The sequence below is a fragment of the Mesorhizobium kamtschaticum genome (assembly GCF_056174585.1).
The window spans coordinates 150975-175561 of record NZ_JBWBWI020000003.1; the positions used below are offsets into that span (position 1 = coordinate 150975).

The window sequence follows — 24587 nt, forward strand, 5'->3', positions numbered from 1 at the left end:
ATGCTACGCGGCTGAAGGCAGCCATGTCGCTTCGATCGACCGGGCGTGCCAGCCGGCGAGGGCGGTTCGCGGCTCCCGCGCGGCAATCAGCCCTCACAGTCAGGCTTGTTTATGCAGCAAAACTTCGACAAAAAGTCGCTCCGATCCAGGATCGAGAAAAGGGAGCAGATATGGTCTTTTGACTGAAAGAGCGACTTGGCAAGAAATTTGAGGAAGAAGTGCAATTCTTCAAATGTTGGCAGAAGGATAAGAAAGGTGTGGGCGCGCTCATGCCCACCTCGATCCATACGGCGTGCCGCATGGCTAGTGTGGTCAACCCGCATTCTGGATTGCCGGTTTTGGAGCTGGGTGCCGGGACTGGCGTCATCACCAAGGCGATCCCGGAAAGAGGCATCAAACCGCATCAGTTGACTTCGGTCGAATATTCCAAGGATTTTTATGATGGCCTGGTGCGACGCTTTCCGAGGGTGGATTTCCGCTTGGGCAATGCGTTTGCCCTGGAAGAAATTCTGGGGGAGCGCCGGGAGCAATTCGATTGCGTCATAAGCGCGGTGCCTATGTTGAGCTTTCCGATGCAACAGCGCATCACGCTGCTGGAGGACTTGCTTGCGCGAATTCCCGCCTGGCGGCCCGTGATTCAAATCACCTACGGACTTCTGTCACCGGTGCTCAAAATGCCCGACCGCTACATCGTTTCTCACCATGATTTCGTCGTCCGCAACGTTCCCCCCGCACAACTCTGGATCTATCGACGAGCAGTGTGACCACAGGGGGACACGAGCAACAGGTGGGCTTTTGGAATCCTCGTACAGGACCGCAGGCCGAACTGAACTTGGTGCTGGGCGTGCCTAGGTGGCCCGCCTTTCCATTGCGCATCTTGCCGGGGATCGATTGACCGCAATGGAGAAGTGAGGTTCGCCATGCAAGCATGCTTGGCGTCCAACTCGTCAAGGGCAAAACGTTCCAGGCAGACGGCGCGGCGGCTCTGAGGCAGCAGCCTGCGGGCGATAGTATCGGGCACATCCTCGACCAACTTCTTGGTACAGCGGTAGACGACATAGGCCAGAGTGCCGATGACGAGCAGACAGAACATGGTTGCAGGCTGCATTGGGCTTCCCCTCCGACCAGGTCGCACCAGGGCAGATTGAGAGCGGCGAAGCTTCCGCTAACGCGCACCTCTCTCCGATATTCCGGCGATGCATTCCTCCAGGCATTCGAGGCGGAACTTCGCATTGCGGAGTTCATGTCCGACTTCGAAACGTCGATGGCGCCCTTGTGGTGTGGTCGCCATGAGGTCGCGCTCCAGTTCCGCAATGCGCGCACGCACCTGCCGAGCGTCGTCCTGACGCAATGCCTTGATCCATCCACGCCCGCGCATCGGTCTTCCTGCCAGTACCCCAAAAGCCATGCGGATTTATCCACCGAGACCCTAATTTCCGCCAAGCCGAAACGCTCGAAATTTAACTTTGGCTATTTTAGCGAAGACAAAGAGGTTCTTGGGAAAAGGGCGGCGGCGCTTGGGAGGACGAACGAAGTGATATCAGAAGGTCGTCCGTCCTATCGGCCATCTTCGGCTCTGATGCCTGCGCAATCTGTTTGAGGAGCGCTGCAACGGCTTTGGGCATGCCGCGGACAAGCGAAGTAGCGCCGGTCAAGCGCAGTTGCGATGTAGGCATCGGGAGCGCGGTTGGTGTGTGGATAGTCAGCCCTGGCCTATTGTCCATTGAGCCAGCCGGCGCTCATTTTCGCAGCCATGGTGGCGGAGCATGTTTAATTGGCATTGTTTGAGCAGTCACTCGGCAATATCGAAGGCCTGCAGCGGCCGTTCTGTGATCGTGTGGCTGACGCTGCGGAGAAAACCGCTGGATCGGTTCTTTTCGATGTCCGTGTCGACGGCGATATCTGCGTTCAGCGCATGGCTGCGATTGGATATGGCGTGACCGGCACGGCAATAATCGTGATGGAGAAGAATGGACAACTTAGATGCGCATCGGTAAACGGCGACACCGCCCGTTTGGTGGCAGAGTTGGCTGCCAGGGATGCGTCTCCGTTACGTGAGCAAGCGAAGATTGACCCCTGCGGAACGGCCATCACCCTGCTAGCGAAGCTTCGGAGCTCAGGTCACTTCGCCCTTTTCTAACCGGCTGAGCGCCGCTTCCTGCCTTGCGGGCAAAGCAGCGGAGACATCATGTTCGGGTGCAAGTGTGCCTGGCGTCCAACTCGTCAATTTCACCGGCTATCGAAAACGTTCCAGGCAGATGGCGCGGAGGTGATAAGGAAGCAGGCGCGCGAACGGCGGCCAGCAGCAGCCTCTCGGCAGTGAGACCCGGCTTCGTCCCCGTCCTCAAACTGCTCACGTTGAACGCGGGACGCGACGGGCTCCGGCGGGATCAATCCGAACCACCCTGGCATCACCTTCGGACCAAGAAACCTGCCGTGACCCGAGACCCTGGCGCATCCTAATTGCAAAGGTTTACGGTCACCCGCAGGACTATGTGTTGCGGCCAATGCGCCGGACGGCTGTCCTCGGAGGAGATCATAGCCATAGACATGGCTCTGCCAGGCTTCAGATCCCGCGGTTGTTTTGGGCTATGTGAGCGGCGGAAACGCAGGATGATGATAGGGTCATGATGAAGCGCGCGAGTTGCTGCCGGCCGATCGAACCGGGCCTTGCAAATTTTTCGTTTTTGCTGCGCCTAACGCAGAAGTTTCGGTTATGAATCGGGACTGGCCTAGCGGCCTGCCCACGTTGCAATTGTTACAAAGGAACACACATATGGCGACCGGAACCGTGAAGTGGTTCAACAGCACCAAGGGATTTGGATTTATCCAACCCGACAATGGCAGTCAGGATGTTTTCGTCCACATTTCCGCCGTTGAAAGAGCGGGCCTTTCGACCCTCGCTGATGGTCAGAAGATCAACTATGAAGTCGAACAGGACCGCCGCACCGGCAAGTCCTCAGCTGGCAGCCTCAGCAAAGCTGGCTAATTTTCTCCTGCCTGCTGGCAACCGCCGGATGAACGCGGTACGGCGAGGACTGACTGATGGCCGCCCAATAAGAAGCGGGCGAGAACAAGGCTCGACCGGAACGCTGGAGCAGGAGATTGCTGCGCGCCGGCGCGAATCCTGGGGAAACCAAGCTGTTTGAAAGGGAAGGCGGGGTTGGTTCCCCGCCTTTTCATCTTCCGCGCAGACTTTGTCTGTTGCGCGCGCCACAACGAACCTCGAGAGATAAAGTCAGGCGGCGGCTTTGTTGCGGGTCTTCGCTGGCTCCGTTTCCGGCTCTTTCGGTTTGCGGCCGAGCCCCATCGTCTTAGCCAACGCCGAGCGCGCAGCGGCGTAATTCGGCGCGACCATCGGATAATCTCCCGATAGACCCCATTTGGCGCGATATTCGTCCGGCGTCAGCCCATAGTCGGTCGACAGATGGCGCTTTAGCGATTTGAATTTCTTTCCGTCCTCAAGGCAGATGATGTAGTCCGGGGTCACCGACTTCTTGACCGGGACTGCAGGCTCGAGAGCCTCCGGCTCTTTTGCGGAAACGCTGCCGGCCGTGCCTTTCAGCGCTGTGTGCACCTGGCCGATCAGCGCAGGGAGTTCACCTACCGGGACCGGATTGTTGGAGACATAGGCTGAGACGACATCGGCGGTGAGCTCGATGAGGACGTCGATGTTGTTGTCCGCTTCTTCTGTCATGGAACTCTCCGGTCGCTTGAAAGACAGCTGGCGAAGTGTCGCTACATAGTGGCGGTTTCTGTTGAAAGCAATAAAGCCCCGGCAAGACTTTTGCCATGCTCGTCCTGCACCGTGGTCAATAGCGACGCATCCCGCCGTCTTGCTCGTGCTGATCCGACCGCGGTTGGAGCGTCCATGCTCGATGTGATGAGGAGGCGATCCTGAAACGCCGCCAAGCCCGTTCTAGATCTCTTCTATGCTGAAGATCGGAATAGATCATTCGGGAGAATTCATGTCCGGCGCGCTCGACAATGGCTACCCCGAGAGCAGAGCTGGCCGCCTGCAAAGCAGCAGGATCGAACTCACAACGATCTGGGATCTGGTCGCAACGATTGAACAAGCACCTCGGGCGCCAAGGCGCGTGCTCACGGGGAGGGGCCCGGTGCCCAGCATCTGGAAGAGCCGGCGGCTGGGGCGTTCAGCTTCATCCTCGACCAGGCTTCGCCCCGACGAGCTGCACCGCGACATTGATGGAAAGGAGAGGGGAAGACGCCTCTGGCCAATCGTCGCCAAAAAAAGCCCGCCGGAACGAACCGGCGGGCGACGGGAGGAAACTCTTTTTGTTGAAATCAGGCGGCGAGCACCGCCTTCGGCTCGACCAGTTCATAGCCGAGTGCTTCGGCGACCGCACGGTTGGTGATCTTGCCCTTGTGGACGTTGAGGCCGTTGCGCAGGTGGTGGTCGTCGACCAGCGCCTTCAGGCCCTTGTCGGCGAGTTGCAGCCCATAATGAAGCGTCGCGTTGTTGAGCGCGTGGGCCGACGTGACCGGCACCGCGCCCGGCATGTTGGCGACGCAGTAATGGATGACGCCATCGACCTCGTAGGTCGGTTCGGCATGGGTGGTCGCATGCGAGGTCTCAAAACAGCCCCCCTGGTCGATGGCGACGTCGACCAGCACCGAACCCTTCTTCATGCCCGAGAGCATTTCGCGCGAAACCAGCTTTGGTGCCGCGGCGCCCGGAATGAGCACTGCGCCGACGACGATGTCGGCCGAAAAGCACTCTTCCTCGAGCGCCTCGACGGTTGAGTACCGGGTGTGGACGCGGCCAGTGAAGAGGTCGTCGAGCTGGCGCAGGCGCGGGATCGAGCGGTCGATGATGGTGACATCGGCGCCAAGCCCAACAGCCATGCGGGCCGCATGGAGGCCGACGACGCCGCCGCCGAGCACGGTGACCTTGCCAGGCAGCACGCCGGGCACGCCGCCAAGCAGCACGCCGCGGCCGCCATTGGCCTTCTGCAGCGCCGTGGCGCCGGCCTGGATCGACAAGCGTCCGGCGACTTCCGACATCGGCGCCAGCAGCGGCAGGCCGCCCCGGTCGTCGGTCACGGTTTCATAGGCGATTGCGGTCACGCCGGAAGCGAGTAGGCCCTTCGTCTGCTCCGGGTCCGGAGCCAGGTGAAGATAGGTATAGAGTATCTGGCCGTCGCGAAGCTGCGCCCATTCATTGGGCTGCGGCTCCTTCACCTTGACGATCATGTCCGACTTGGCGAACACGTCGGCAGCCGTCTTGGCAATCACAGCACCCGCGGCGCGGTAGGCGTTGTCATCAGCGCCGATGCCGGCGCCGGCGCCGGTCTCGACCAGCACTTCATGGCCGTGGGCGACATATTCGCGGACCGAGCCGGGTGTGAGCCCGACGCGATATTCGTGGTTCTTGATTTCCTTGGGGCAGCCGACGCGCATTGTCTTCTCCTGATCCGGCCCATTTGGGCTCGTTCCCTGTATGGCTGGAGTGAACCACGAATCGCTGTGCAGGTGTTTGCGAATGCGCTTGCACGAACAGCCCGGTTTCGATAATCGTTGCGCGAAATAGCGAGATATTCGCGGGATTCACGAAAACTGCCGCTCGACACGATTGATATCGCCATTCTCGACAGGATCGATATCGCCATTCTTTTGGGACTTTGCAGAAAGATGCGCGCCGGATTCAGTCCGGCGTGAACGCCATGGCTGCACATGACGGCTCGGCAAAACTAGGGCGATCGTGACGCGCTGCTGTGAAAACCACGTCTGCCGACGATGTCCTGCTGCCCGCCGGTCGCGACCTGTTTGCGGCGCAGCGATTAGATTGCACCGCCTTCTCCGCGCCAGCGTTTCACAGCCGAAAAACCCGCCGCTCTTGGGCACGAGCGGCGGGTTTTGCGGCGCTACTCGGACTGAATACGCGTCCTCAATCACATTGGCTGCGGGTAGTTAAGCCTGCATTAACATTCAAGATCTGGGCATCTAAATCGATACGAGCGCAAGATGCCGCGCGGTCGGACGTTCCGGGAACAAATCCTCTTCGCCGTCAAATCGGCAAGGCGTCAGCTATCACAAAATCTGCGCTTGACGTCGCGTAAGCTCTCGTGTTTTTCGCTGCGCGGGGAACGCCTTCCAGTCTCGGTCCAGGGCGACGAAAATGAGGGGCAGCGATGGTGGTTGGCGAGCCAAATGACGTGCGCGTCAAACGCGCCGGTGGGGGATGGGTCGTTCATATTGTCGAGGACGGCAAACTGACAGTTCTTCGGTTCAAGACACAGTCTCCCGCCGAAAATGTCGCCGATGACCAGCGCGCCAGGCTCGGCCTTGCTGGCAAGCCACCGATTGACGGACGCTGACGTCTGCACCGGATTTGGGGAGACGTTGATGGCTGGTGAGCCTTTGCGCCGGCGGGCGGAACACATCGCCGAAGGGCCATTTCAATGCTGCTTGCGGCCGTCTTGGCCATGCGACCTGCTTGATCGACAGCGGCTAGATCATGAAAAGCCAGGTCGTCAAGGAACCGGCCCGTAAAAGCAGCAAGAATTTGCACCGCCACCGCCACCGACCTCAGACAGCGGTGAAACACGCAAAATCATACTGGAGCCGCGTTGCTGTTGGCTCAGCGTGGAGATGCGGACATTGCGCCATCTCTCGAAGCCCTCTGTTGCGAAAGGCGCGGCGCGCCTCTCCTCAAAGCTGGAGTGACGCAGATCCGTGAGGCTTAGGTCCTCTTCAGCGCTGGGCAAGTTGCAACGGGACGGAGACTTTCTCACATGTACGGCGGGTGTCACGCCCCGGAGACCAGGGCAGGAATGGCCAAAGCCTCATCCGCCTCGTCAAGAATGGAGAAGGTGTAGCGGCCATCGGCGTCGAGATCGACGGAGTAGCTCAGGCGGTCGAGTATGTTGTTGTCCTGGTCGAACGTGACAATCCGCGGCTTCAGCGAAGTGATATGCGCTTCGTCCAGATAGATGGAGTTGCAGACAATGATCTGGTCGTCGGGCTGGCAGGTACGGGCAGCCGCTCCGTTGAGGATACAGCATCGTGAGCCGCGCTCGCCAAGAATGACATAGGTCGAAATCCGCGCACCGGAATTCTTGTTCCATATCTCCACAAATTCCATGGGCAGGATCCCTGCTTCCTCGCAGTGATCAGGGTCGAGCGTTATCGAACCATGGTAGTTGAGGTTCGCCTCGGTGACGTAGATGCCGTGCAGCTTGCCGGCGACTAGTTTTCGCATTGGTTCTTTTGTCCCTATCGATCATACACGGTCAGGTTCTTGCCGTGCTCTTGGCGGCTCGGTCGCCCCGCTAAACTCCGAACACGAGCGCGCCGCCGCTGAGACCCGCCCCTGCGGCTGCCAGCAGGATGTTCTCGCCCGGCCGAAACGGCTCCGTCTGATTGGCCAGCGACAGCGACAGCGGGATTGTCGCGGCGGAAGAGTTGCCGTATTCGGCGATCGTCTTGACGATTGCTTGATCGGCTATTCCAAGGTTTCTCCCGACCGCATCGAAGATACGAGCATTGGCCTGATGCGGCACGAACCGGCCGACATCATGTGATCGCACTCCGGCAGCGGCAAGCGCGCCTATCGAGCAATTGGTCATCATCTCGACAGCCTTGGCGAACACTTCGCGTCCGTCGGTCATCGTCATGCGGGTTTGCCCAAGGTCGAGGCCGTCATGGAACGGGATGTTGCTTCCGCCTGCCGGGATCTGGATCAGTCCGTAGCGCGAGCCGTCGGAATCCATCGAGGCGCCGAGAATGCCCCGATCTGGGTTATCGCAAGGACGGATAACCACGGCGCCGGCGGCATCGGCGAAAAGGACCGAGCTTGCGCGCTCGGCTGGATTGATGCGGCGGCTGAGGATGTTGGCGGCAATAACAAGGCTCGCTTTTCCATGCAGGCGGGTGAACCCGTCCGCGAACATCAGCGCATAGATGAAGCCGGCGCAGGCGCCGGTGAGATCGATCGCACCGGCTCGTCCGAGCCCCAGCTGATGTGCGACCAGCGGCGCGCTGGGCGGCAGGAGATGGTCGGGTGTCGAGGTGGCAAGCAACAAAAGACCGATGTCGCTGCGGTTAATGCCGGCGTTCGCCAGCGCCATGTCGCCGGCATGCATGGCAAGGCCAGACAGCGTGTCTTCGTCCGTTGCCCAGAAGCGCGAACGAATTCCGGTGCGCCGCTCGATCCAGCCCGGCTCGAGGCCGAGATTGCTCTCGATCTCGGCATTCGCCACTTTGCGGCCGGGTGCATGATGGCCGAACCCGAGAATGCGTGACGATCTGTTCATAGCCTCGAGCCGAAGCGTTCGCCGGCCTCTTCGATGGCGTCATAAAGTCCGTCCAACTCGTCGCTGGTGACGCAATAGGGCGGGAGAAGGTAGAGGACATTGCCAAGTGGGCGCACGAGCAGGCCGCGCTCGAGGAAAAAAGCGCGCAGTTTCGGCCCGATCTCGGCCAGATAGCCGGCCGAACCGGTGCGCAGATCGAGGGCCGCGATCGTGCCGGTCGTCCTGCTGTCGGTGAAGTTTGCATTGTCACGAAAGCGCCGAAGCCCGGTGACCTGCATTCGCACTCAACGCCGCGACCCGCTCGGCCACCGGCTCGTCGCGCCAGATCTCGACATTGGCGAGTGCTGCCGCGCAGGCAATCGGATTGGCGGTGTAGGAACTCGAGTGGAAAAACGTCTTCTTCCGGTCCTCGGAATAGTGGGCCTGGAAGATGGCATCGGTGGCAAGCGTGGCGGCCAACGGGATCGCGCCGCCGGTCAGGCCTTTCGAGGTGCACAGGATGTCGGGAGAGATAGACGCCTGCTCGCAGGCGAACATGGTCCCGGTGCGCCCCCAGCCGGTCATCACTTCGTCGGCGATCAGCAGCGTGCCGGAGGCCTCAGTGATCTTCTTCAATTCGGCCAGAACCCAGGCCGGATACATCAGCATGCCGCCGGCGCCAAGCACGAGTGGTTCGACGATCAGCGCGGCGGCGCGCCGGTCGCGGCTTACGGCCTCGAAACGATCCAGCGTTTCCTGTTCGTGCCCGGCGACCGGGAAGGGGATGGTGTCGACCTCGAACAGCAAGGGCTCGTAGGCGGCGTTGAACACGCCGCGGGCGCCAACGCTCATCGTGCCGATGGTGTCGCCATGATAGCTGTGCTCCATGACGACGATGCGCGAGCGCGGTGCGCCGATGTTGCGGAAATAGCCGAGCGCCATCTTCAGTGCCACTTCGACTGAGGTCGAGCCGCTGTCGGAATAGAACACCCAGTCGAGACCGGAGGGGGCGAGGCCGACAAGTGCCTTGGCCAGGCGGTCTGCCGGCTCGTGCGTGAAGCCGGCAAAGATGATCTGGTCGAGGCTCGACGCGGTTGTCTCGATAGCCTTCATGATGTGCGGATGGCGGTGGCCGTGCGTGACGACCCACCAGGAGGAGATGGCGTCCAGGATGCGCGCGCCGTCGGCCTTGTGGAGATAGGCGCCTTCGGTCATGACGATTTCAGGGATCGCCGGCTCGAGCGCATGCTGGGTGAAGGGGTGCCAGACATGGGACTGCGACATCAGTCACCTCCCGCAATCGAGGCGAAGGCGAAGCCGGCAATCATTGCATCCCTCAGCGTTTCTCTCGTCAGCGGATCGAGCAGGGGCAGTCTCCCGAGCTGTGGCACGCCGCTGAATTCCACGATTGTCCGTTGTGTATCGGCCATCTCATCGCCGATGAAAGCGATGCCGGCCAGCGGGATGGAGCGGGCGCGCAGGGCCTCGATCGACAGCAGGGTATGATTGATTGTACCGAGCGTGGTGCGGGCACAAAAAATGACTGGCAGCCGCCACTCAGCGAAGATGTCGATGAACCTTGTGCGCCGGTTGAGCGGCACCATCAGCCCACCCGCGCCCTCGATGACGAGCGGTGTCGGCAGGACGGGAAAAGTCAGATCGGCAGCCTTGATCGCGACGCCGTCGATCTCGGCCGAACGATGCGGCGACAGCGGGCTCTTCAAGCGGTAGGCTTCCGGCAGCACGCGCTCCGAGGGCAAGCCGGCAAGCCGCGCAACCACCTCGCTGTCGGTCTCGCCGTCGAGGCCCGATTGCACCGGCTTCCAGTAGAAACCGTCGAGCAGGCCGGCGAGGCCAGCCGCAAACACGGTCTTGCCAATTCCGGTGTCGGTTCCGGTGATGACGATGCGTTGGGTCATGCCGCTCCGGTCATGTTTTGGGCCAGCACCTCAACGAGCGCCTCGACCATGGCGGAAATGTCGGGTTCGTGGACATGCTCTGGTGCATTGCCTCTCAACAGCCGCGACCCGGTGGCGCCAACCGGCGTGCCCCGCGCGATCGCCGCCGCAACCGCGCCGCCAAGCCTCCTCGATGCGGCAAGCCCGAGATAGTCGTTCGACGAGAAGTCGAGCCCGGCGCGCGGCGCAAGCGTGCGCAGCCGGTCCCTGCGCGCCAGCCCTTGCAAGGTCGCGTCATAGCGGGCAAGCGGCGCCCCGTTCATTGCGCCTCGAGTTCCATCGGCTCGATGCCGAGGCGTCGGAAGAGTAAAAGATCCTTGTCCTCGCCGGGATTGTCCGCCGTCAGCAGTGTGTCCCCGACGAAGATTGAATTGGCGCCGGCAAAGAAGCACAGCGCCTGCATCTCGTCGGTCATGGCGGTGCGGCCGGCCGAAAGTCGCACATGCGATTTCGGCATCATGATGCGCGCCAGCGCGATCACGCGCACGAATTCGATCGGCTCGATCGGCCTGGCTTCGGCAAGCGGGGTCCCGGCGATCGGGATAAGCATGTTGATCGGAACGCTTTGCGGATGCTCCGGCAGATTGGCCAGCGTCAACAGCATGTCGATGCGGTCCACCGGCTCTTCGCCCATGCCGACAATGCCGCCACAGCAGACCTTGATGCCGGCTTGGCGCACCTGCTCGAGCGTCTCCAGCCGATCGGCAAAGCTGCGCGTGCTGATGATCTCGCTGTAGTAGCGTTCCGACGTATCGATGTTGTGGTTGTAATAGTCGAGACCCGCTTGTTTCAGACGAGCGGTCTGCTCAAGATCGAGCATGCCGAGCGTCATGCAGGTCTCCATGCCCAGCGCCTTGACGCCTTCGACCATCGCCACCACCGCATCCATGTCGCGCGCCTTGGGATTTCGCCAGGCCGCGCCCATGCAATAGCGGGTGGCGCCGGCATCGCGCGCCTTGGTCGCCTCGGCGATGACGCGGTCGACCTCCATCAGCTTCGACGCCTTCAACCCGGTTTCGTGATGCGCCGACTGGCTGCAATAGCCGCAATCCTCCGGGCATCCGCCGGTCTTGATGCTGAGAAGCCGGCTGAGCTGGACCTTGTTGGGATCGAAATTCTCGCGGTGGACGGTTTGCGCGAGGAAGAGGAGATTGTTGAAGGGAGCGTCGTGAACAGCCCGAGCCTTCTCCAGGGTCCACATCCCGCCATCGTTGCATTGCGCCTGTGGCATTGTCTTCGTCGAATTCGATGCGTGCATCCCTGTCCTGTTCCCTGGGTTCCGGCGTTACGGCTTCTTTGCTGGCGGATTGACGGCGACTGGAAGGCTTATCGGCCCGCTGCCGTCCGTTTGTAGTCGATCATGAGTCCCGATAATCAAGGCCGATATCCAGGATCGGCGCGCTGTGGGTTAGCCAGCCGATGGAGATCATATCGACGCCGGTCGCGGCGACTGCTGGCGCCGCGGCGGCGGTGATACTGCCCGATGCTTCGGTGATGCATCGACCGGCGACCATCGATACCGCATGGCGCAATTCCTCGACCGACATGTTGTCGAGGAGCACAGCGTCGGGGGCGAGAGCCAGGACATCTTCCAGCTGGGCCAGCGTATCGACTTCGACCTCGATCTTGACGAGATGGCCGACACTCGCACGCGCTCGTTCAATGGCCGGGCGGATTCCTCCGGCCATGGCGATATGGTTGTCCTTGATCAGGATGGCGTCGTCGAGGCCGAAACGGTGATTGGCGCCGCCACCAGCGCGCACCGCGTATTTTTCGACTGCCCGCAAACCGGGCGTCGTCTTGCGGGTGCAGACGATTTTCGCCTTGTGGTCGTGGATGGCATTGACGATCGATGCCGTCGCCGTGGCGATGCCGCTCAGATGGCTGAGGAAATTAAGCGCGGTGCGTTCGGCGGTGAGAATGGCTCCAGCCGGCCCGCTCACCGACGCTATGGTCTGTCCTTGCGCCACCTCGCCGCCGTCCGGGCACTCAAGCGTACTCTCGATCCTCTCATCGATCAGCCTGAAAGCGAGCATCGCCAGATCGAGCCCCGCGACAACTCCACTCTGTCGTGCCGAAAGCACGGTCGTTGCCCGAAGGTCCTTCGGAACGATGGCGTCGGTCGTCAGATCACCGGCCCGGCCGAGATCTTCCAGAAGCGCTGCCCGCACCAGGGGCTCGAGCATGATTGCGGGAAGCGGCGAGAGGTTCATGGCTCGACCTCTTCAAGCGTTGACGAACATGCGAGTTCGTCGGCTGTCGCTAAGGCTTCGTCAAGCCTGAGCCTGGAGCGGCGGGCGGTGGCAGCACGATCGGGAAAGTCCGTGCGGTGGTGAGCGCCGCGGCTTTCCTGGCGCAGCAAGGCGGCAACCGCGATCATCAGTCCCACTGCGGCGGGATCGGACGCCGCATTGTGGCGTCTGGCCAGCGGAAGCAATGTCCGAACGGCCTCGCGCAACATCTCGCCATCACGCTTCACGCCAAGGGTGCGTGAGAGGAGGGGGCGCAAGGAGACTGAATCGGGCGCCGGAATTTCGCGTGCCGTCGATCGTGTTCTGACGCCGATCGCAGATCCCGCCACGCTTTCGGCGACCCAGCGCGCGCACACCACAGCTTCGGTCAGCGAGTTGCTGGCAAGCCTGTTGGCGCCGTGCAGTCCAGTCGAGGCGACTTCGCCGCAAGCCCACAGTCCGGCAACGGAGGAGCGTCCCTCCCGATCCACCGCTATGCCGCCCATGTGATAGTGCTGGGCCGGCCGTATCGGAATGAGGTCGCGCTCCGGGTCGATGCCGGCGCGCCGGCAGGTTGATGCAATCGTCGGAAACTGCCGCGCAAATGTCGGGCCGGGCTTTTGTCGTCCATCGAGAAAGGCCCGGTGGCCGTTCGAAAGATGGGTCCAGATGGCGCGCGCCACCACGTCGCGTGGCGCGAGTTCCGCGTCATGCAAGTCTTTAAGGAAACGTCGGCCCGTTTCGTCGACAATCGCAGCGCCTTCACCGCGAACCGCTTCACTGATCAGCGGCATCGGGCGATCCGGCCGGTCAAGCGCGGTCGGATGGAACTGGATGAATTCCAGGTCGGCAAGGACAGCACCCGCGCGCGCCGCGAGCGCCAGCCCCTGTCCGCAGCTGCCGAGCGGGTTTGTCGAGTCGTGGAACAGGCCGCCAATCCCGCCGGTCGCGAGGACGACCCGTCCCGTACCCAGGAACACGGGGCTCATCGAACAGCTTGCCCAAACGCCCCGGACCGTATTGTCCTCCACCGCCAGCCGCCGCGCCTCCACACCCTCGACCACCACAATCGACGGAGCGTTTCGTACGGCGGCGACCAGCGCGCGCATGATTTCCTGTCCGCTGCCGTCGCCGCCGGCATGAACGATGCGCCGGCGGCGGTGCGCGGCCTCCAAGCCAAGGCGCAGTGCTCCTTCAGGCGTCCGATCGAAGCGGACCCCAAGGTTTTCCAGGGCCTCAATCGCGTTAGGAGCCGCATGGAGAATGCGGCTTGCGATGTCTGCGTCGCACAGCCCATCCCCGGCGGCGAGCGTATCGGCGAGGTGCAGCGCCGGATCGTCGTCAACGCCAAGACTGGCAGCCAGCCCGCCCTGTGCCCACGCGCTCGATGCTTCAGATCCGAGCGGCGTCCTGGACAAAACAAGCACGGGTTCTGGCGCCAGATGAAGCGCGGTCAATAATCCAGCAATGCCGCCGCCAATGATGATGGGCCGGCCAAAGAAGCTGCGCACATCCGCACTCATACGGCGAGCATCCGCTCGACGGCAAGTCGCGCGCGCCCGGCGATTCCAGGCTCGATGGTCACGATATGGCGGTTCTCTTCGAGTGCGGCGCGGATGTTGGCGAGCGTTATCCGCTTCATGTGCGGGCACAAATTACAGGGCCGGATGAACTCGAGCTCCGGATGCTGGAGCGCGACATTGTCGCTCATCGAGCATTCCGTCAGCAGCACGACGCGGGGCGGCTTTCGCTTTTCGACGTAGTCAGACATCGCTGCGGTCGACCCGGAAAAATCGGCTGCGGCCACCACTTCCGGCGGGCACTCGGGATGCGCCAGCACCGTCACGCCGGGATGGTCCTCGCGCAGCTGGCGGATGTCGGCCGGCGTAAAGCGCTCATGTACCTCGCAATGCCCTTTCCAGGCGATGATTTCGACGTCGGTCTGGGCGGCGATGTTCTGGGCCAGATACTCATCCGGCAGCATGATCACCCTGGGAACACCAAGCGATTCCACGACGGCTTTCGCATTGCCTGACGTGCAGCAGATGTCGGACTCGGCTTTGACCTCGGCCGACGTGTTGACGTAGGTCACGACCGGCACGCCCGGATAGCGTTGCCGCAGCAGCCGGATGTCCTCGGCGGTAATCGAGTCCGCCAGCGAACAGCCTGCGCGCAAATCAGGAATGAGCACCGTCTTTTGCGGATTGAGCAGCTTTGCCGTCTCGGCCATGAAATGCACCCCGGCCAGCACAATGACATCCGCTTCGGTCGACATCGCCTTGCGGGCAAGCGCCAGGCTGTCGCCGACGATATCTGCGACGCAATGGAATATCTCCGGCGTCTGGTAGTTGTGCGCCAGGATGACGGCATTTCGCTGCCGCTTCAGCGCAAGGATAGCATCGATATCGCTGGCAAATACCGGCCATTCGATCGCGGGGATGACGCGCCGGACGCGGTCGTACAGGGACGCGCCCGAAGGCAGGACGGCGCTCATCGAGCCTCCAGTTATAGTCTACATGAATATAAGTGATCTATATATTCGTTGTGACTATAAGCGATGTCAAGCCCGCGCAAGCGGCAATTTTGTCCCAGCCACGGGCCTCTCGTCGAGAATGTTGTGGCGGAAGCGGTAGAGGCGCGCGGGCCGGCCGCCGGTTTCCGCCGTCGTCTCACCGGTCTTCTCAACGAGGTCCTGCTGCTCGATGAGCCGGCGGAAGTTTGGCTTGTTGATGAGCCTGCCGGAGAGCGCCTCCACGGTTCGCTGCAGCTGCAGAAGTGTGAAGAGCGGCGGCATCAGCTCGAACACGACCGGCCGGTATTTGATCTTGGAGCGCAGCCGCGCCATAGCCGTTGCCAGGATGCGGCGGTGATCGGCGATCATCGATTTGCCAGATACCGAGGTGGGCGCCGCCGAATATCCGCCGCGCATCGCTTCCTCCACCAGGGCGGCCTCGTAGAGCAGCTCATAGCGTTGAAGCGTAAGTTCCTCGTTCCAATGGCGGTCGTCGAAGCCGAAGGCGATCGCTGCCCGCCGTCGCCGGTCGAGGCGCGTCGCGCCGTCGTCAGCGCCGTCTGCCCATTCGATGAGGCGCAGCCGCAATTCGTCCACGACCGCGGGTGTGCCGGAGCGGTGATCCTCCCACGGGAAATAGTCGTACCAGCTTCTCCAGTGGCGCCCGGCCGAGCCGCCAGCCTTGTCTGGATGGGTGAGCGCGAGGTAGCTGATCGAAATCACGCGCTGTTCACCGCCGATCCGGTCGCGATCGGCGAAGGTGTAGAGCTGTTCGATATAACCGAGCGGCTGGCCTGTCTGTTGTTCCACCCATCCCCTGAGGCCCGACTGCGGCGAACGATGAGCAAGCTCGAATGGCCCCGAGGGCAGCGCGGCTTCCTGTCCAACGGTGAGAACACAAGGTCCCCCACCGTTCATTGCCACAACGACGGCGATCAGGTCGGCTTTGACGTCGTTGGCCTTAACTGAGGCCTTGCCTTTCCTGATGCCTTTTGCGCGATCGTCCATGGTCCCCGAAGTGGTTGGGCAGAGCATTGCCGCGTAGGCGGCTGAACCGATTTAATTCGGTATTTGTACGATAATTGTCGGCCCGTCAACACCACGCGTCGTGGCGATTTTCGGCTTTTGGCGGCTACACAAAAATGTGCCAAATGCGACAGCCGTGGTTGGTAACGTTGGGGAAGGAAGCGTCCATCGAGTGCGGTTGCTAACTCCAACGCGATCACGCCGCCAGATGTTCGTTCGAAAAAGGCGGGACGACGCTCGTCTGCTGACCGCCTATACCACGCCGATTGCAAAGCTCGTCGATCGACATTGCGACATTCTTCTCCAGTTCGCCCGCGCCGCCATCAATGCATTCGAGCACAACCTGTACGAGTCAACAAATCGACTCGCCGGCCCTATTGTTTCAGATGAAATGAATCTAGTTTCAAAGGGTTCGACCGATAGGCCGAGCGCAGCTGCGGGCCATCACGGCCATTGACATAAACGCGTCGCCCGATTGAGATTATCTTGATGGTAGCGTAGTTCGCCATCCATGCCAGTCGAGATGATCATGGGCAAATATCGAGACCATCGCGAGCCACGCGGTCATCGCCATGACGATGACCCCGTTTCCTTTTCGGAACGGACCTCCGAGCCAAGCTACTTTCAGCGCCCGGCGACGGTGACCGCACACCCTATCGACGCCGAAGTAATGTGGTTCACAGGCAGCAAGGGATTTGGCTTCGTCAAACTGTCGGACGGCAGGGAGGCCTATCTGCACGTCCGAGTGCTAGAGGCGGCCGGATGCCGGGAGGTTGCCAAGGGAACGCCTCTCAAGGTCACGGTCGAAAAAAGTCCGAAAGGTCATCAAGTCGCCCAGGTGCTGGAGATCGGCGATCAGATCGCGAAAACTCCCTCGCATACGCGCGTCCCTGGAGAGACGAGCGTCGAGACGGGCGCGCAGCCAGAGAGCGGAGGCACGGTCAAGTGGTACAAACCCGAAAGGGGCTTCGGCTTCATAGCTCCTGACAACGGTGAGAAGGACGTCTTCGTTCATGCCAGCACGCTGACCCGTTCAGGGCTCAGTGCGCTGGTGGAGGGACAGAAGGTGGTTGTCGCATGCGGGCAAGGCAAGAAAGGCTTGGAAGTCCAGAGCATTCGCCTCGCCTAGTAAAAATTGAGCCCGATTAAGATGCCGATATCGGCCAAGTCTCACCGAGACTTTGGCTGGGCTGTGGCGCAACGGCCGCTATGCTCTCACACTGAAAGGCGAAGGCGGTACGAGCGACAAACAGAGCAGCAAGAATGGTCCAGCAGCTTCGCATTTGGATCTTCCCCAGTACTGTGAACTATGCCGTTGGCTTGGCATTTGAGTGTCACGCACCCGGTCCCTTGCCGGTCTTAGCATAGACGCTTCCGGCACTACATTAGTGCCGCCTTATGATGTATAAAGGCTGTGACGACCTTAGCCGCCGCTTAGGGGACCATTGGTGAATGCGGTCGGAACACGACGCATAGCGGGCTTGGCAGGCGTGATCGTCGCGGCTGCCGCGCTCAAGGATGTCTCTGCGTTTGCGCATAGCGCTGATAGCTGGACCTATCCACCGGCCTGCTGTCACGGCGACCCGGTGACCGGAGAGTGCGGTAAGATTCCCAGCAAAACAGTAACACCGCGACCCGATGGCTATGAGATCATCTTGCGACCAGGCGACCATCGGAAAGTCACTCATCAGAATCGCTACTTCGTGCCATACGACGTGGTCATTCCGTCCGGCGACGACAATTTCCACATCTGCCTGCATCCGACCGAGGAGCACGAAAACTGCTTCTTCGCACCTGCAAACGCGATGTAGGCTCGGTTACATCCCGTCGATCGAACCTGTGCCCATTGGTGCGAAGAAGCACGTCCATCTGAACCTGTGAAAGGTCTCGTAGTTCATATGTGGAGTGACCGTCCGATAGAACGTCATCAAACGCTCGCAGATATGGTATCGATCATCCGGCGCCGCCTGGACGCGCTCTCTGGGGATAAACCACTCCCCTCCTTGTGGCTCATTCATGTAGGTGGGACGAGTTAGCCTGACGTAATAGCCGTCTTTGGTCGCCCTGACGTCGCTGGAATCGATTGGGTGACAGTCTTTGTTGCCGCAGCAGTTATAATGAAGAATGGGATCAGTCTTGCCGGTGTACCAATCGTGGGCCTCCGCATCGCCAGCCAGGATGAGCCACACCAGTGCAATATGCCTTTGCGACTGCCCCATGGAATTAACCCCTCACATTTTTGCATATAGCATATTAGTAATCGCTAAAGGAACTGGCAGAATGCTGGCAGGTACCAGATCATGACCGGTCGCGATGCCATTTGATGTTGCTCTTGATGTTGCAGCCGGCGGATCAGCCGATTGCGCTTACCGCGATCACCAGATCGGATGAGTTTCTGCCATAAGCAATTTCCAATCCCCGTGTCCTCCAAGGCACCGACAAAGATCCAAGCATAGGGCCGGCGAACGTTGCTAATTCTTCGAGGTCGAGCCATCGCCGCGTTTTGACCTAACAAGGGACGAAATCCTCTTGTCCAGTTCATCCAAAGTCGCCATCAGACGATTCACTTGGGACAACGTGTTCGTCATCTCCGGACCGTACCGGGTGACTACATACTCCCGTGCGGATGTCATCTGCTCGAGATGCTGCTGCGTGCGCTTGCGCAGAACCAGACCGGACTTCTTCGCACGTTCCACCCGCTTGGAAAGGTCGTGCTGGAAGCCACGTATTTCGGCAGCATGAACGCCGGCTTCCCGAAGAAAAACGTTTAAATAGAGTTCAATGGCATGAACAGCGACAAGCCGGCACGGCGCCAAGGATAGCCCATTCAGTTTACGGGCGAGGAGACTGTGCGCTGCGTCACGATATTCACTTGCCAGCCGAATGATCTGCGCTGTGTCGGCGCCTTCGCCTGGGTAAGCCCCTTCGGCCATCTACTGCCCCCACGGTATGCTCTAGTGGCGAGCATTGCCCAACTGCTGCTGTTCCGCAAGGTGAATGGTTCCGTTCGTACCCGCACAAGCTGTGCTTGACGCCGAGGCCGACGAGCGATCATCATCTCGCGAATCTATAGGGCGCGCGGCAATGCTTGTGTTGGTTGCTGACAGGTGGCCAATCTAAGAAAGTCGATGGATTCTACGTCAATCGACGAGGTACTCCACAAGCGCAATTCCTCCTACTGTTGCTTAGAGTGCGATCCGACGAGGTGCTATTTCCCGATGCAGAGCTCGTCGTCACCGCTATCGACTACGCCTTCTGGCAGAAGGTCAGAACGCCGTTGATATGGTCGGGATGCATGAGTGATCAGCAAAGTGTCGACCTGGTCCGGAGGACGGCCCGCAGCGCGATTGTCGAGACGGCGACAGGCGGTGCATTCCCCGACTTGCACGCGCACCACCGCATTGCAGGAACAAATCGCTCGGGTTGTCCGCTACAGCGGGGAAAACCGCGACTAATTGTCGACCGGACCTAAAGGCCAAGAAGCGCCGAAAACCGAGAGGACGACGTCACTGCGATGAGGTCGGGCAGACAAAGCCGTCCGACCAAAATTGAAGAAGGCCCGCGCGAGGTGCCCCAGTGGACGAGGTACTGACTTTCGGTCTCGGGTTGACTGAAAGAATTACGCGGCTTTGCGTTCCTTCAAAGCCTTCTCAAAGGCATCCTTGATCGGCTTGGATACGTCCTCCGTGGCTCTCAACATCAATGCCTGGAGGGCCTTGGACTGCTCGGCGGATTTCTCGATCTGTTTGCGCAGGAATGCGGTTTGCAGTTCGAAAAACTCGGACGGCGACTTCACGGCAACCAGAGTTTCGAGGTGCATGAAGCCGGCTTCGGCATTGGCTTGCAGAGCGGCAATCGTCTTCAGGAGCATCTCGTTGCTGGTGGTCTTGGCCATTGCAAAGGTCGACTCGAAAGCCTTTTGAGCCGTTTCGGCATCCGAACTGAATTTGGAAAATGCCTCCTTCGACCGCTCAATGCCCTGTTCGGCGACAGCGCGGACTTGCTCGACAGACTTGGAGGGGTCCAAGGCAGGGGAGCCGGCGTTTTCGATCGTTTCGGTATTTCCGATGATCTTGGACATTGTTCCATCCTTTTCCAGGGGCGGCCTCAAAACAAAGCCGTCTCCTCCATGTACGAAATCGCCGCAACGGATTTATGAAGCTGCCATGAATTTGCGCGAGCGGCTGTGCCTGGCGCCACACGAATACCCCCAAGAACATTCTCGAACGCTGGCCGTGGCTGCGACACGTCTTCGCCGACGGCGGCTATGTCGGACCGAAGCTCAAGGGCGCGATGCAAAAGATCGGCACGTTACCCTGCAGATCGTCACGCGGACGGATTAAGCCAAAGGCTTCGACATCCTGCCGCGCCGCTCGGGCGTGCCGCAGGCTCGCCAGGCACTGGGAGAAATCCCTCGCTTCCGCAGAAGCCTGGATGTAAGTCGCTCGCATTCTCTGCTCACCCGCAGGCTCGCAAGAGCTTGATTGTTCTAGCCCTGGTTTTCGTGAAGCTAAACCTTCCAATTCTAACAATCACATCAACTGAGTTATGATCTGATTATGATAGCCATGCCTCGCATAGTTCGAGAGGCTTGTCGGCATGTCGCAAATTTATGTTCCCAGCTCGGGGCCGGATAGCTGGCAGGCGTTCTTGGCTGATCCCGTCAAGCATTGGCGAATGGGCTATTCGGCTCGAACGCTCGCGCACAGCTGGGAAAAGGCGAGGGGTCTGCCGTCCGAAATCGCCGCAATGTTCGACAAACCAGCTGAGCTATTGGCTGCGTTTCCTGAGCACAAGGTGCCGTTGGCCGGTGGGGGCCGTGATAGCCAAAGCGATGTCTTCGCTTTGATCCGATTTGGCGAAGAGACGTGCGCGGCTACCATTGAAGGCAAGGTCAAGGAACCATTCGGGCCAACAGTCGGCGAGTGGTTTGCAGAACCCTCAGTTGGCAAGCAACTTCGCATGCTTCAAATCCGCGATCTGCTGGGTTTAGACGCCGTACCTCCATCGGACGTGCGCTACCAACTGCTGCATCGAACCTCAGCAGCATTGTTGGAGGCGAAGCGGTTCAAGACGGACGAAGCGGCGATGATCGTACATTCCTTCTCCGTCTCCCGGATGTGGTTCGCTGACTTCGAGCGGTTTGCCAGCCTTTTCGGCATGTCGGCTCGACCAGACCAACCAATCATCATCGTTTTGAAAAGTGGCCGACGCCTTCGGTTGGGTTGGTCGACCGGAAATCCAGAACATCTCTCACATTGAAGGCTCCATCATCTTGCAAACGAGACTGTACACGTCAAAGCAGATGGGTGACGCCTGCGAGATGGTGGTCGCCGCTGAATTGACCCTCGCCGGAGTGCCGGCTCTCAAAGTTCCTGACAACTGGCCTGGCTACGATGTCATCGCTCAGCCACTCGGGTATTCCCCGCAAAGGGTGTCTGTAAAATCTCGAACGTTCAAACAAGGGCCGTCCTACGTCACTTACTACGACTTCGATCAGTTCGATTGGCTTGCAATCGTTATCCTTCTGCCAGACCTAACAAATGGCAGGGCAATTTACCTGATCCCGAGAGACGTTTCCGACGCCCTCGCGCGCAGGGATAAACCAACCAGCAAGACGGCTGCCGAGCGCTATTTCCGGGTCGATCAGGTTGAGAGTTTGTTTGAAAAATATCGCAACAACTTCGTTCTCAACCCTGTCGGGCGAGACCTTGTGGCAGCGTAGTGCCGTAAGATGAGAAACCTTGGACTAACCCGCTCGCGATTGCGGAGCGGCAAAGAGGGAGTGTGCCGCCGGCGCGGCGGTGGTGGCAGCCTTGAGCCTGTTGGGGCATTGAGACCTGTCGTTGGGGACCGGCTCCACGGCCGCGCTGGTCGCGGCCTTCCGGTAAGCCGTTATCCGCCCTCGGTGCTCAAATATCACCGCTAACGCCGGATGACGATAATCCCGGCCAGCGCGATAAGAGCGATACCGAGCATGGAAGCCGCATCCAGACGTTCCGAAAACAGCACGACGCCCCATAGCACTGCGAAGGCCAGATAGGAAAAGTCCCAGGTCGAGATGATCGAGGAGGGTCCCAACTGGTAGGCGATGGCCGTGCCGACGCTGCCGATCAGCATCGTCACGCTCAAAAGCCCGATCAGTGACCATTGGGTCCAGCCCATTGGAATCCACTCGCCCATGAACAGGCTTTGCAGCCCTCGCTCCCTGCCATCACGGTCGCCAGGCTCGCACCACCCCCGAGAACGATCGCTATCAGGTTGAAGATCAGCGCCAGAACGAAGGGGTGTTCGCCACGGCTCTTGGTGCGCGTCAGCACCATCGCCAGAGCGTAGAGAATGGCGGAAACCAGCGGCATCACGGCTTGGATGCTAAGATCGCCGGCCTGCGGCTTCAGCATGAGCAGCACACCGACGAAGCCGAGGGCGACACCGACCCAACCTTGCACGCCCACGGGTTCCCTGATCCAGAAGGCCGCAAAAAGGGTGATGAACAGCGGGATCGTGTAATAGACGGCCGCCGCCATCGAGAAGTCAAGGCGCGGTAGCGATGCGTAATAGATCAGCAGGCTCGACAGAAGCAGGCTGCTTCGCACTATGGCCCAACCAGGATAAGTTGGGCGCAACGATACCCGCGGAAAGCGCCATTTCAGGATCGAGATCAACAAGGGCAGCGTGACGCAGGACCGCAGGAAAATGAACTGCGACAGCGGCATGTCCGAGAGCGTGACCTTGATGATCGCATCCGCGATGGAAAGCGTCAGGTCAGTGAAAACCATCGCCGCAACGGCGATGCCCACCCTGTCCGCCTTGGGGGCCGTCTCACTGATCGACATGTTGCGTTCCCCGCTTCCTGCGCCGAAGCTACCGAGCCGAGAACGTTCCAACAATTCTGATTATCCGGAAAGTTTGTCCGTGTTGTTGTACAATGAGCGACGACACAAAGAGGATGCGGGGCTTTGGACAGCGTGAACGACATGATCCTTTTGGCCGAAGTCGCCGAAACGGGTAGCTTTACCCGTGCCGGGGAACGGATCGGGATGCCCAAATCCACGGTCAGCCAACGCATCGCCCAGCTTGAGGCACGTCTGGGGCTGCGGCTCCTCAACCGTTCCACCCGGCACGTAAGCCTCACCGGCAGCGGCCAGGTCTATCTCGAATACTGCCGCCGCGTTCGCGCAGAGGTCTCGGCCGCGAACATGGCGATGACCAACCTGAAGGAGCAACCGGTCGGGACGCTGAAGATCACCTGCCCAGAGGTAACCGCCACCTATTTCATGCCGACCTTCCTACACGGATTTACCACGCAGTTTCCCCGGATTGCGGTCGAGCTGATCGCCACAAACCGGCATCTCGACATCATCCGCGAGCGGGTTGATTTCGCTTTTCGCGTTGGCACGACCACAGGTCAGGACCTGATCGTGCGGCGTGTCTCCTCGATCAAACGGGTTCTCGTCGCCGCCCCAGCCTATCTGGCGGCTGGCAGTCCCCTTCGGGAACCGACCGATCTTCTACATAGCCGCTGCCTGGTGCATGATGCGCAGCCCGAATGGGTGTTCTCGTCGGACGACGACACACCGATCGTCATGCGGCCGCCTGCGGCCGCGACTTCCGATTCTATGGGGTTCCTACTCCAATCCTGCATCGCGGGCGGCGGGGTCGCACTCCTTCCCGCTTATGTGTGCCAGCCGTCCGTCACGGTCGGCCGCCTCGTGGAATTGCTCCCGGGTTGGGAAATTCCACCTTATGAAATGATGCTGATCTTTCCCAACCTGAAGAACCAGTCAAAGGCGCAGGCCGCATTCCGCGATTATGTGAATACCTTCGACTTTTCAGCGTTTGCCGTCGGGCGATAGCCGGCACTTGCCGAGTCTGACGGCCGCTTTGGGCTTCGACAGGCAGCGCGCTGATCTTGGCACGGCCGATTGCCACCGTATCTTCGAGGAAAAGCTGTCGGTGGCGCGACGCGATCGGCCCTGAGCTTGTGCGGATTTGCGCCCGGCTGGAACGCTCGGGAGAAAACCACCACCGTTGGGTGTCCGGCAGGAACTGATGGCCGCGGAATGCGTAGACCAATTTTCGCGTGTGCAATCGATATGTAAATCGAGCGGTGTAAACGGTCGTCAGGAAGTGCGCGTATTCGGTGCCAGCAGGGAGATACAGTGTTCCGCGGGATCGCATAGGAGGACCTCGCCCCCGCAGCGCAGCGTAGCGCGGTCCGCGCGTAGCGAAGCTGCGGGGGCGAGGTCCGGAGAATATTTTTCGCCGATGCTTTTTCGGTGAAGCGCGTGGGCGCTGGCGGAGCCGCAGCGCGTGCTTTAATCTTTTCCCAGATCGTTAAAGCAGGCGCGGCGCCGACCCAACCTTGCAAGTTTACCCGGCGCCGCACCCTACACCGTGCGGAACACGAATGCCGGGCTATTATGGCGCAGATGACACCTCGCGTCCACGTCATGGACACCGCCACAGGGCGGCAGAAGAGGATACCGGGCGCTTCTTCCTTTGCGAGTGTTGCCGGGCTCAGACACTGATCTGCAGATGTTGCGACCGTGGACAGATCTATTGTGCCGGTGGTTGCGCGTGTGTTGCGCGTGCCGAGCGGCGA

26 protein-coding genes and 3 pseudogenes are annotated in these 24587 nt (G+C 60.4%); 12 read left to right on the top strand and 17 right to left on the bottom strand.

From position 1 onward, the window contains the following. Positions 1–182 precede the first annotated feature (182 nt). The 4 genes from pmtA (at position 183) to AC0V7N_RS39805 (ending at position 2989) form a co-directional block, all read left to right on the top strand. Entirely contained in the window at positions 183–764 is a 582-nt protein-coding gene (gene pmtA / locus AC0V7N_RS39790) for a phospholipid N-methyltransferase PmtA (RefSeq protein ID WP_496628722.1), read from the top strand. 479 nt (positions 765–1243) lie between these two features. Beyond that, on the top strand, positions 1244–1600 hold the full coding sequence (locus tag AC0V7N_RS39795) for a hypothetical protein (protein WP_496628685.1): 357 nt from the start codon (positions 1244–1246) through the stop codon (positions 1598–1600). 174 nt (positions 1601–1774) lie between these two features. After that, on the top strand, positions 1775–2140 hold the full coding sequence (locus tag AC0V7N_RS39800; protein WP_496628686.1) for a hypothetical protein: 366 nt from the start codon (positions 1775–1777) through the stop codon (positions 2138–2140). 636 nt (positions 2141–2776) lie between these two features. Beyond that, positions 2777–2989, top strand: coding sequence for a cold-shock protein (locus tag AC0V7N_RS39805; protein WP_258598170.1), 213 nt, complete (start codon positions 2777–2779; stop codon positions 2987–2989). Between the two features lie 249 nt (positions 2990–3238). Here the strand turns inward: AC0V7N_RS39805 and AC0V7N_RS39810 are convergent, their stop codons facing one another. Next, the gene (locus AC0V7N_RS39810) at positions 3239–3697 is read right to left on the bottom strand and encodes a MucR family transcriptional regulator (RefSeq protein ID WP_496628687.1); all 459 of its coding nucleotides are present in this window, start codon (positions 3695–3697) and stop codon (positions 3239–3241) included. Positions 3698–4305: 608 nt separating this feature from the next. Continuing rightward, positions 4306–5421 (bottom strand): alanine dehydrogenase, encoded by a 1116-nt coding sequence (gene ald / locus AC0V7N_RS39815; RefSeq protein ID WP_496628688.1) that lies wholly within the window; start codon positions 5419–5421, stop codon positions 4306–4308. 731 nt (positions 5422–6152) lie between these two features. Between ald and AC0V7N_RS39820 the strand changes: the two genes are divergently transcribed. Then, positions 6153–6338, top strand: a complete 186-nt coding sequence (locus AC0V7N_RS39820) for a hypothetical protein (protein ID WP_496628689.1) — start codon at positions 6153–6155, stop codon at positions 6336–6338. Between the two features lie 431 nt (positions 6339–6769). Here the strand turns inward: AC0V7N_RS39820 and panD are convergent, their stop codons facing one another. From panD to AC0V7N_RS39870, 10 genes and pseudogenes are all read right to left on the bottom strand, one after another. Then, entirely contained in the window at positions 6770–7222 is a 453-nt protein-coding gene (gene panD / locus AC0V7N_RS39825; protein WP_258598164.1) for an aspartate 1-decarboxylase, read from the bottom strand. A gap of 70 nt (positions 7223–7292) precedes the next feature. Continuing rightward, positions 7293–8276 (bottom strand): 3-oxopimeloyl-[acyl-carrier-protein] synthase BioZ, encoded by a 984-nt coding sequence (bioZ, locus tag AC0V7N_RS39830; RefSeq protein ID WP_496628690.1) that lies wholly within the window; start codon positions 8274–8276, stop codon positions 7293–7295. Next, positions 8273–9539: pseudogene (locus AC0V7N_RS39835) on the bottom strand (adenosylmethionine--8-amino-7-oxononanoate transaminase). The gene bioZ and the pseudogene AC0V7N_RS39835 overlap by 4 nt, the downstream one beginning before the upstream one ends. Further along, positions 9539–10174: a dethiobiotin synthase gene (gene bioD, locus AC0V7N_RS39840; RefSeq protein ID WP_496628691.1), complete on the bottom strand. Its 636-nt coding sequence runs from the start codon at positions 10172–10174 to the stop codon at positions 9539–9541. Before bioD ends, AC0V7N_RS39835 begins: the two are co-directional and overlap by 1 nt. A gap of 74 nt (positions 10175–10248) precedes the next feature. After that, a pseudogene (locus AC0V7N_RS39845) lies at positions 10249–10476 on the bottom strand (8-amino-7-oxononanoate synthase); the annotation flags it as partial. Beyond that, entirely contained in the window at positions 10473–11414 is a 942-nt protein-coding gene (gene bioB, locus AC0V7N_RS39850) for a biotin synthase BioB (RefSeq protein ID WP_496628558.1), read from the bottom strand. The pseudogene AC0V7N_RS39845 and the gene bioB, both read right to left, overlap by 4 nt. Before the next feature lie 157 nt (positions 11415–11571). Then, complete coding sequence (nadC, locus tag AC0V7N_RS39855; RefSeq protein ID WP_258598158.1) at positions 11572–12426, bottom strand: carboxylating nicotinate-nucleotide diphosphorylase; 855 nt, start codon at positions 12424–12426, stop codon at positions 11572–11574. Next, entirely contained in the window at positions 12423–13967 is a 1545-nt protein-coding gene (locus tag AC0V7N_RS39860) for an L-aspartate oxidase (RefSeq protein WP_496628692.1), read from the bottom strand. The genes nadC and AC0V7N_RS39860 overlap by 4 nt, the downstream gene beginning before the upstream one ends. Further along, positions 13964–14938 (bottom strand): quinolinate synthase NadA, encoded by a 975-nt coding sequence (nadA, locus tag AC0V7N_RS39865; protein WP_496628693.1) that lies wholly within the window; start codon positions 14936–14938, stop codon positions 13964–13966. The genes AC0V7N_RS39860 and nadA overlap by 4 nt, the downstream gene beginning before the upstream one ends. Before the next feature lie 66 nt (positions 14939–15004). Next, a complete protein-coding gene (locus AC0V7N_RS39870) occupies positions 15005–15964 on the bottom strand; it encodes an NrtR DNA-binding winged helix domain-containing protein (protein WP_496628694.1) in 960 nt (319 codons plus the stop codon). A gap of 226 nt (positions 15965–16190) precedes the next feature. Between AC0V7N_RS39870 and AC0V7N_RS39875 the strand changes: the two genes are divergently transcribed. The 3 genes from AC0V7N_RS39875 (at position 16191) to AC0V7N_RS39885 (ending at position 17793) form a co-directional block, all read left to right on the top strand. Beyond that, positions 16191–16439, top strand: a complete 249-nt coding sequence (locus AC0V7N_RS39875; RefSeq protein ID WP_496628695.1) for a hypothetical protein — start codon at positions 16191–16193, stop codon at positions 16437–16439. A 72-nt stretch (positions 16440–16511) separates the two neighbouring features. After that, positions 16512–17111 (top strand): cold shock domain-containing protein, encoded by a 600-nt coding sequence (locus tag AC0V7N_RS39880; protein ID WP_496628696.1) that lies wholly within the window; start codon positions 16512–16514, stop codon positions 17109–17111. A gap of 361 nt (positions 17112–17472) precedes the next feature. Continuing rightward, complete coding sequence (locus AC0V7N_RS39885; RefSeq protein WP_258598202.1) at positions 17473–17793, top strand: hypothetical protein; 321 nt, start codon at positions 17473–17475, stop codon at positions 17791–17793. Between the two features lie 6 nt (positions 17794–17799). Here the strand turns inward: AC0V7N_RS39885 and AC0V7N_RS39890 are convergent, their stop codons facing one another. The 3 genes from AC0V7N_RS39890 to AC0V7N_RS39900 form a co-directional block, all read right to left on the bottom strand. After that, positions 17800–18201, bottom strand: a complete 402-nt coding sequence (locus AC0V7N_RS39890) for a hypothetical protein (protein WP_258598147.1) — start codon at positions 18199–18201, stop codon at positions 17800–17802. 252 nt (positions 18202–18453) lie between these two features. After that, entirely contained in the window at positions 18454–18915 is a 462-nt protein-coding gene (locus AC0V7N_RS39895; RefSeq protein WP_496628697.1) for a hypothetical protein, read from the bottom strand. 686 nt (positions 18916–19601) lie between these two features. After that, positions 19602–20063 (bottom strand): phasin, encoded by a 462-nt coding sequence (locus AC0V7N_RS39900; protein WP_496628698.1) that lies wholly within the window; start codon positions 20061–20063, stop codon positions 19602–19604. 131 nt (positions 20064–20194) lie between these two features. Between AC0V7N_RS39900 and AC0V7N_RS39905 the strand changes: the two are divergent. The 3 genes and pseudogenes from AC0V7N_RS39905 to AC0V7N_RS39915 form a co-directional block, all read left to right on the top strand. Beyond that, positions 20195–20466 (top strand): annotated as a pseudogene (locus AC0V7N_RS39905) (IS5/IS1182 family transposase); the annotation flags it as partial. 115 nt (positions 20467–20581) lie between these two features. Further along, on the top strand, positions 20582–21244 hold the full coding sequence (locus tag AC0V7N_RS39910; protein WP_496628699.1) for a DUF6946 family protein: 663 nt from the start codon (positions 20582–20584) through the stop codon (positions 21242–21244). 13 nt (positions 21245–21257) lie between these two features. Next, on the top strand, positions 21258–21707 hold the full coding sequence (locus AC0V7N_RS39915; RefSeq protein ID WP_496628700.1) for a hypothetical protein: 450 nt from the start codon (positions 21258–21260) through the stop codon (positions 21705–21707). Positions 21708–21907: 200 nt separating this feature from the next. On the opposite strand, the gene AC0V7N_RS39920 is transcribed toward AC0V7N_RS39915, so the two are convergent. Next, the gene (locus AC0V7N_RS39920) at positions 21908–22147 is read right to left on the bottom strand and encodes a hypothetical protein (RefSeq protein ID WP_496628701.1); all 240 of its coding nucleotides are present in this window, start codon (positions 22145–22147) and stop codon (positions 21908–21910) included. Then, positions 22123–22818 carry an EamA family transporter gene (locus AC0V7N_RS39925; protein WP_496628702.1) on the bottom strand — a complete coding sequence of 232 codons (696 nt, stop codon included), beginning with the start codon at positions 22816–22818 and terminating at the stop codon, positions 22123–22125. Before AC0V7N_RS39925 ends, AC0V7N_RS39920 begins: the two co-directional genes overlap by 25 nt. 132 nt (positions 22819–22950) lie before the next feature. On the opposite strand from AC0V7N_RS39925, the gene AC0V7N_RS39930 reads away from it, so the two are divergent. Then, positions 22951–23838: a LysR substrate-binding domain-containing protein gene (locus AC0V7N_RS39930; RefSeq protein WP_496628723.1), complete on the top strand. Its 888-nt coding sequence runs from the start codon at positions 22951–22953 to the stop codon at positions 23836–23838. The last annotated feature ends 749 nt before the right edge of the window (positions 23839–24587 follow it).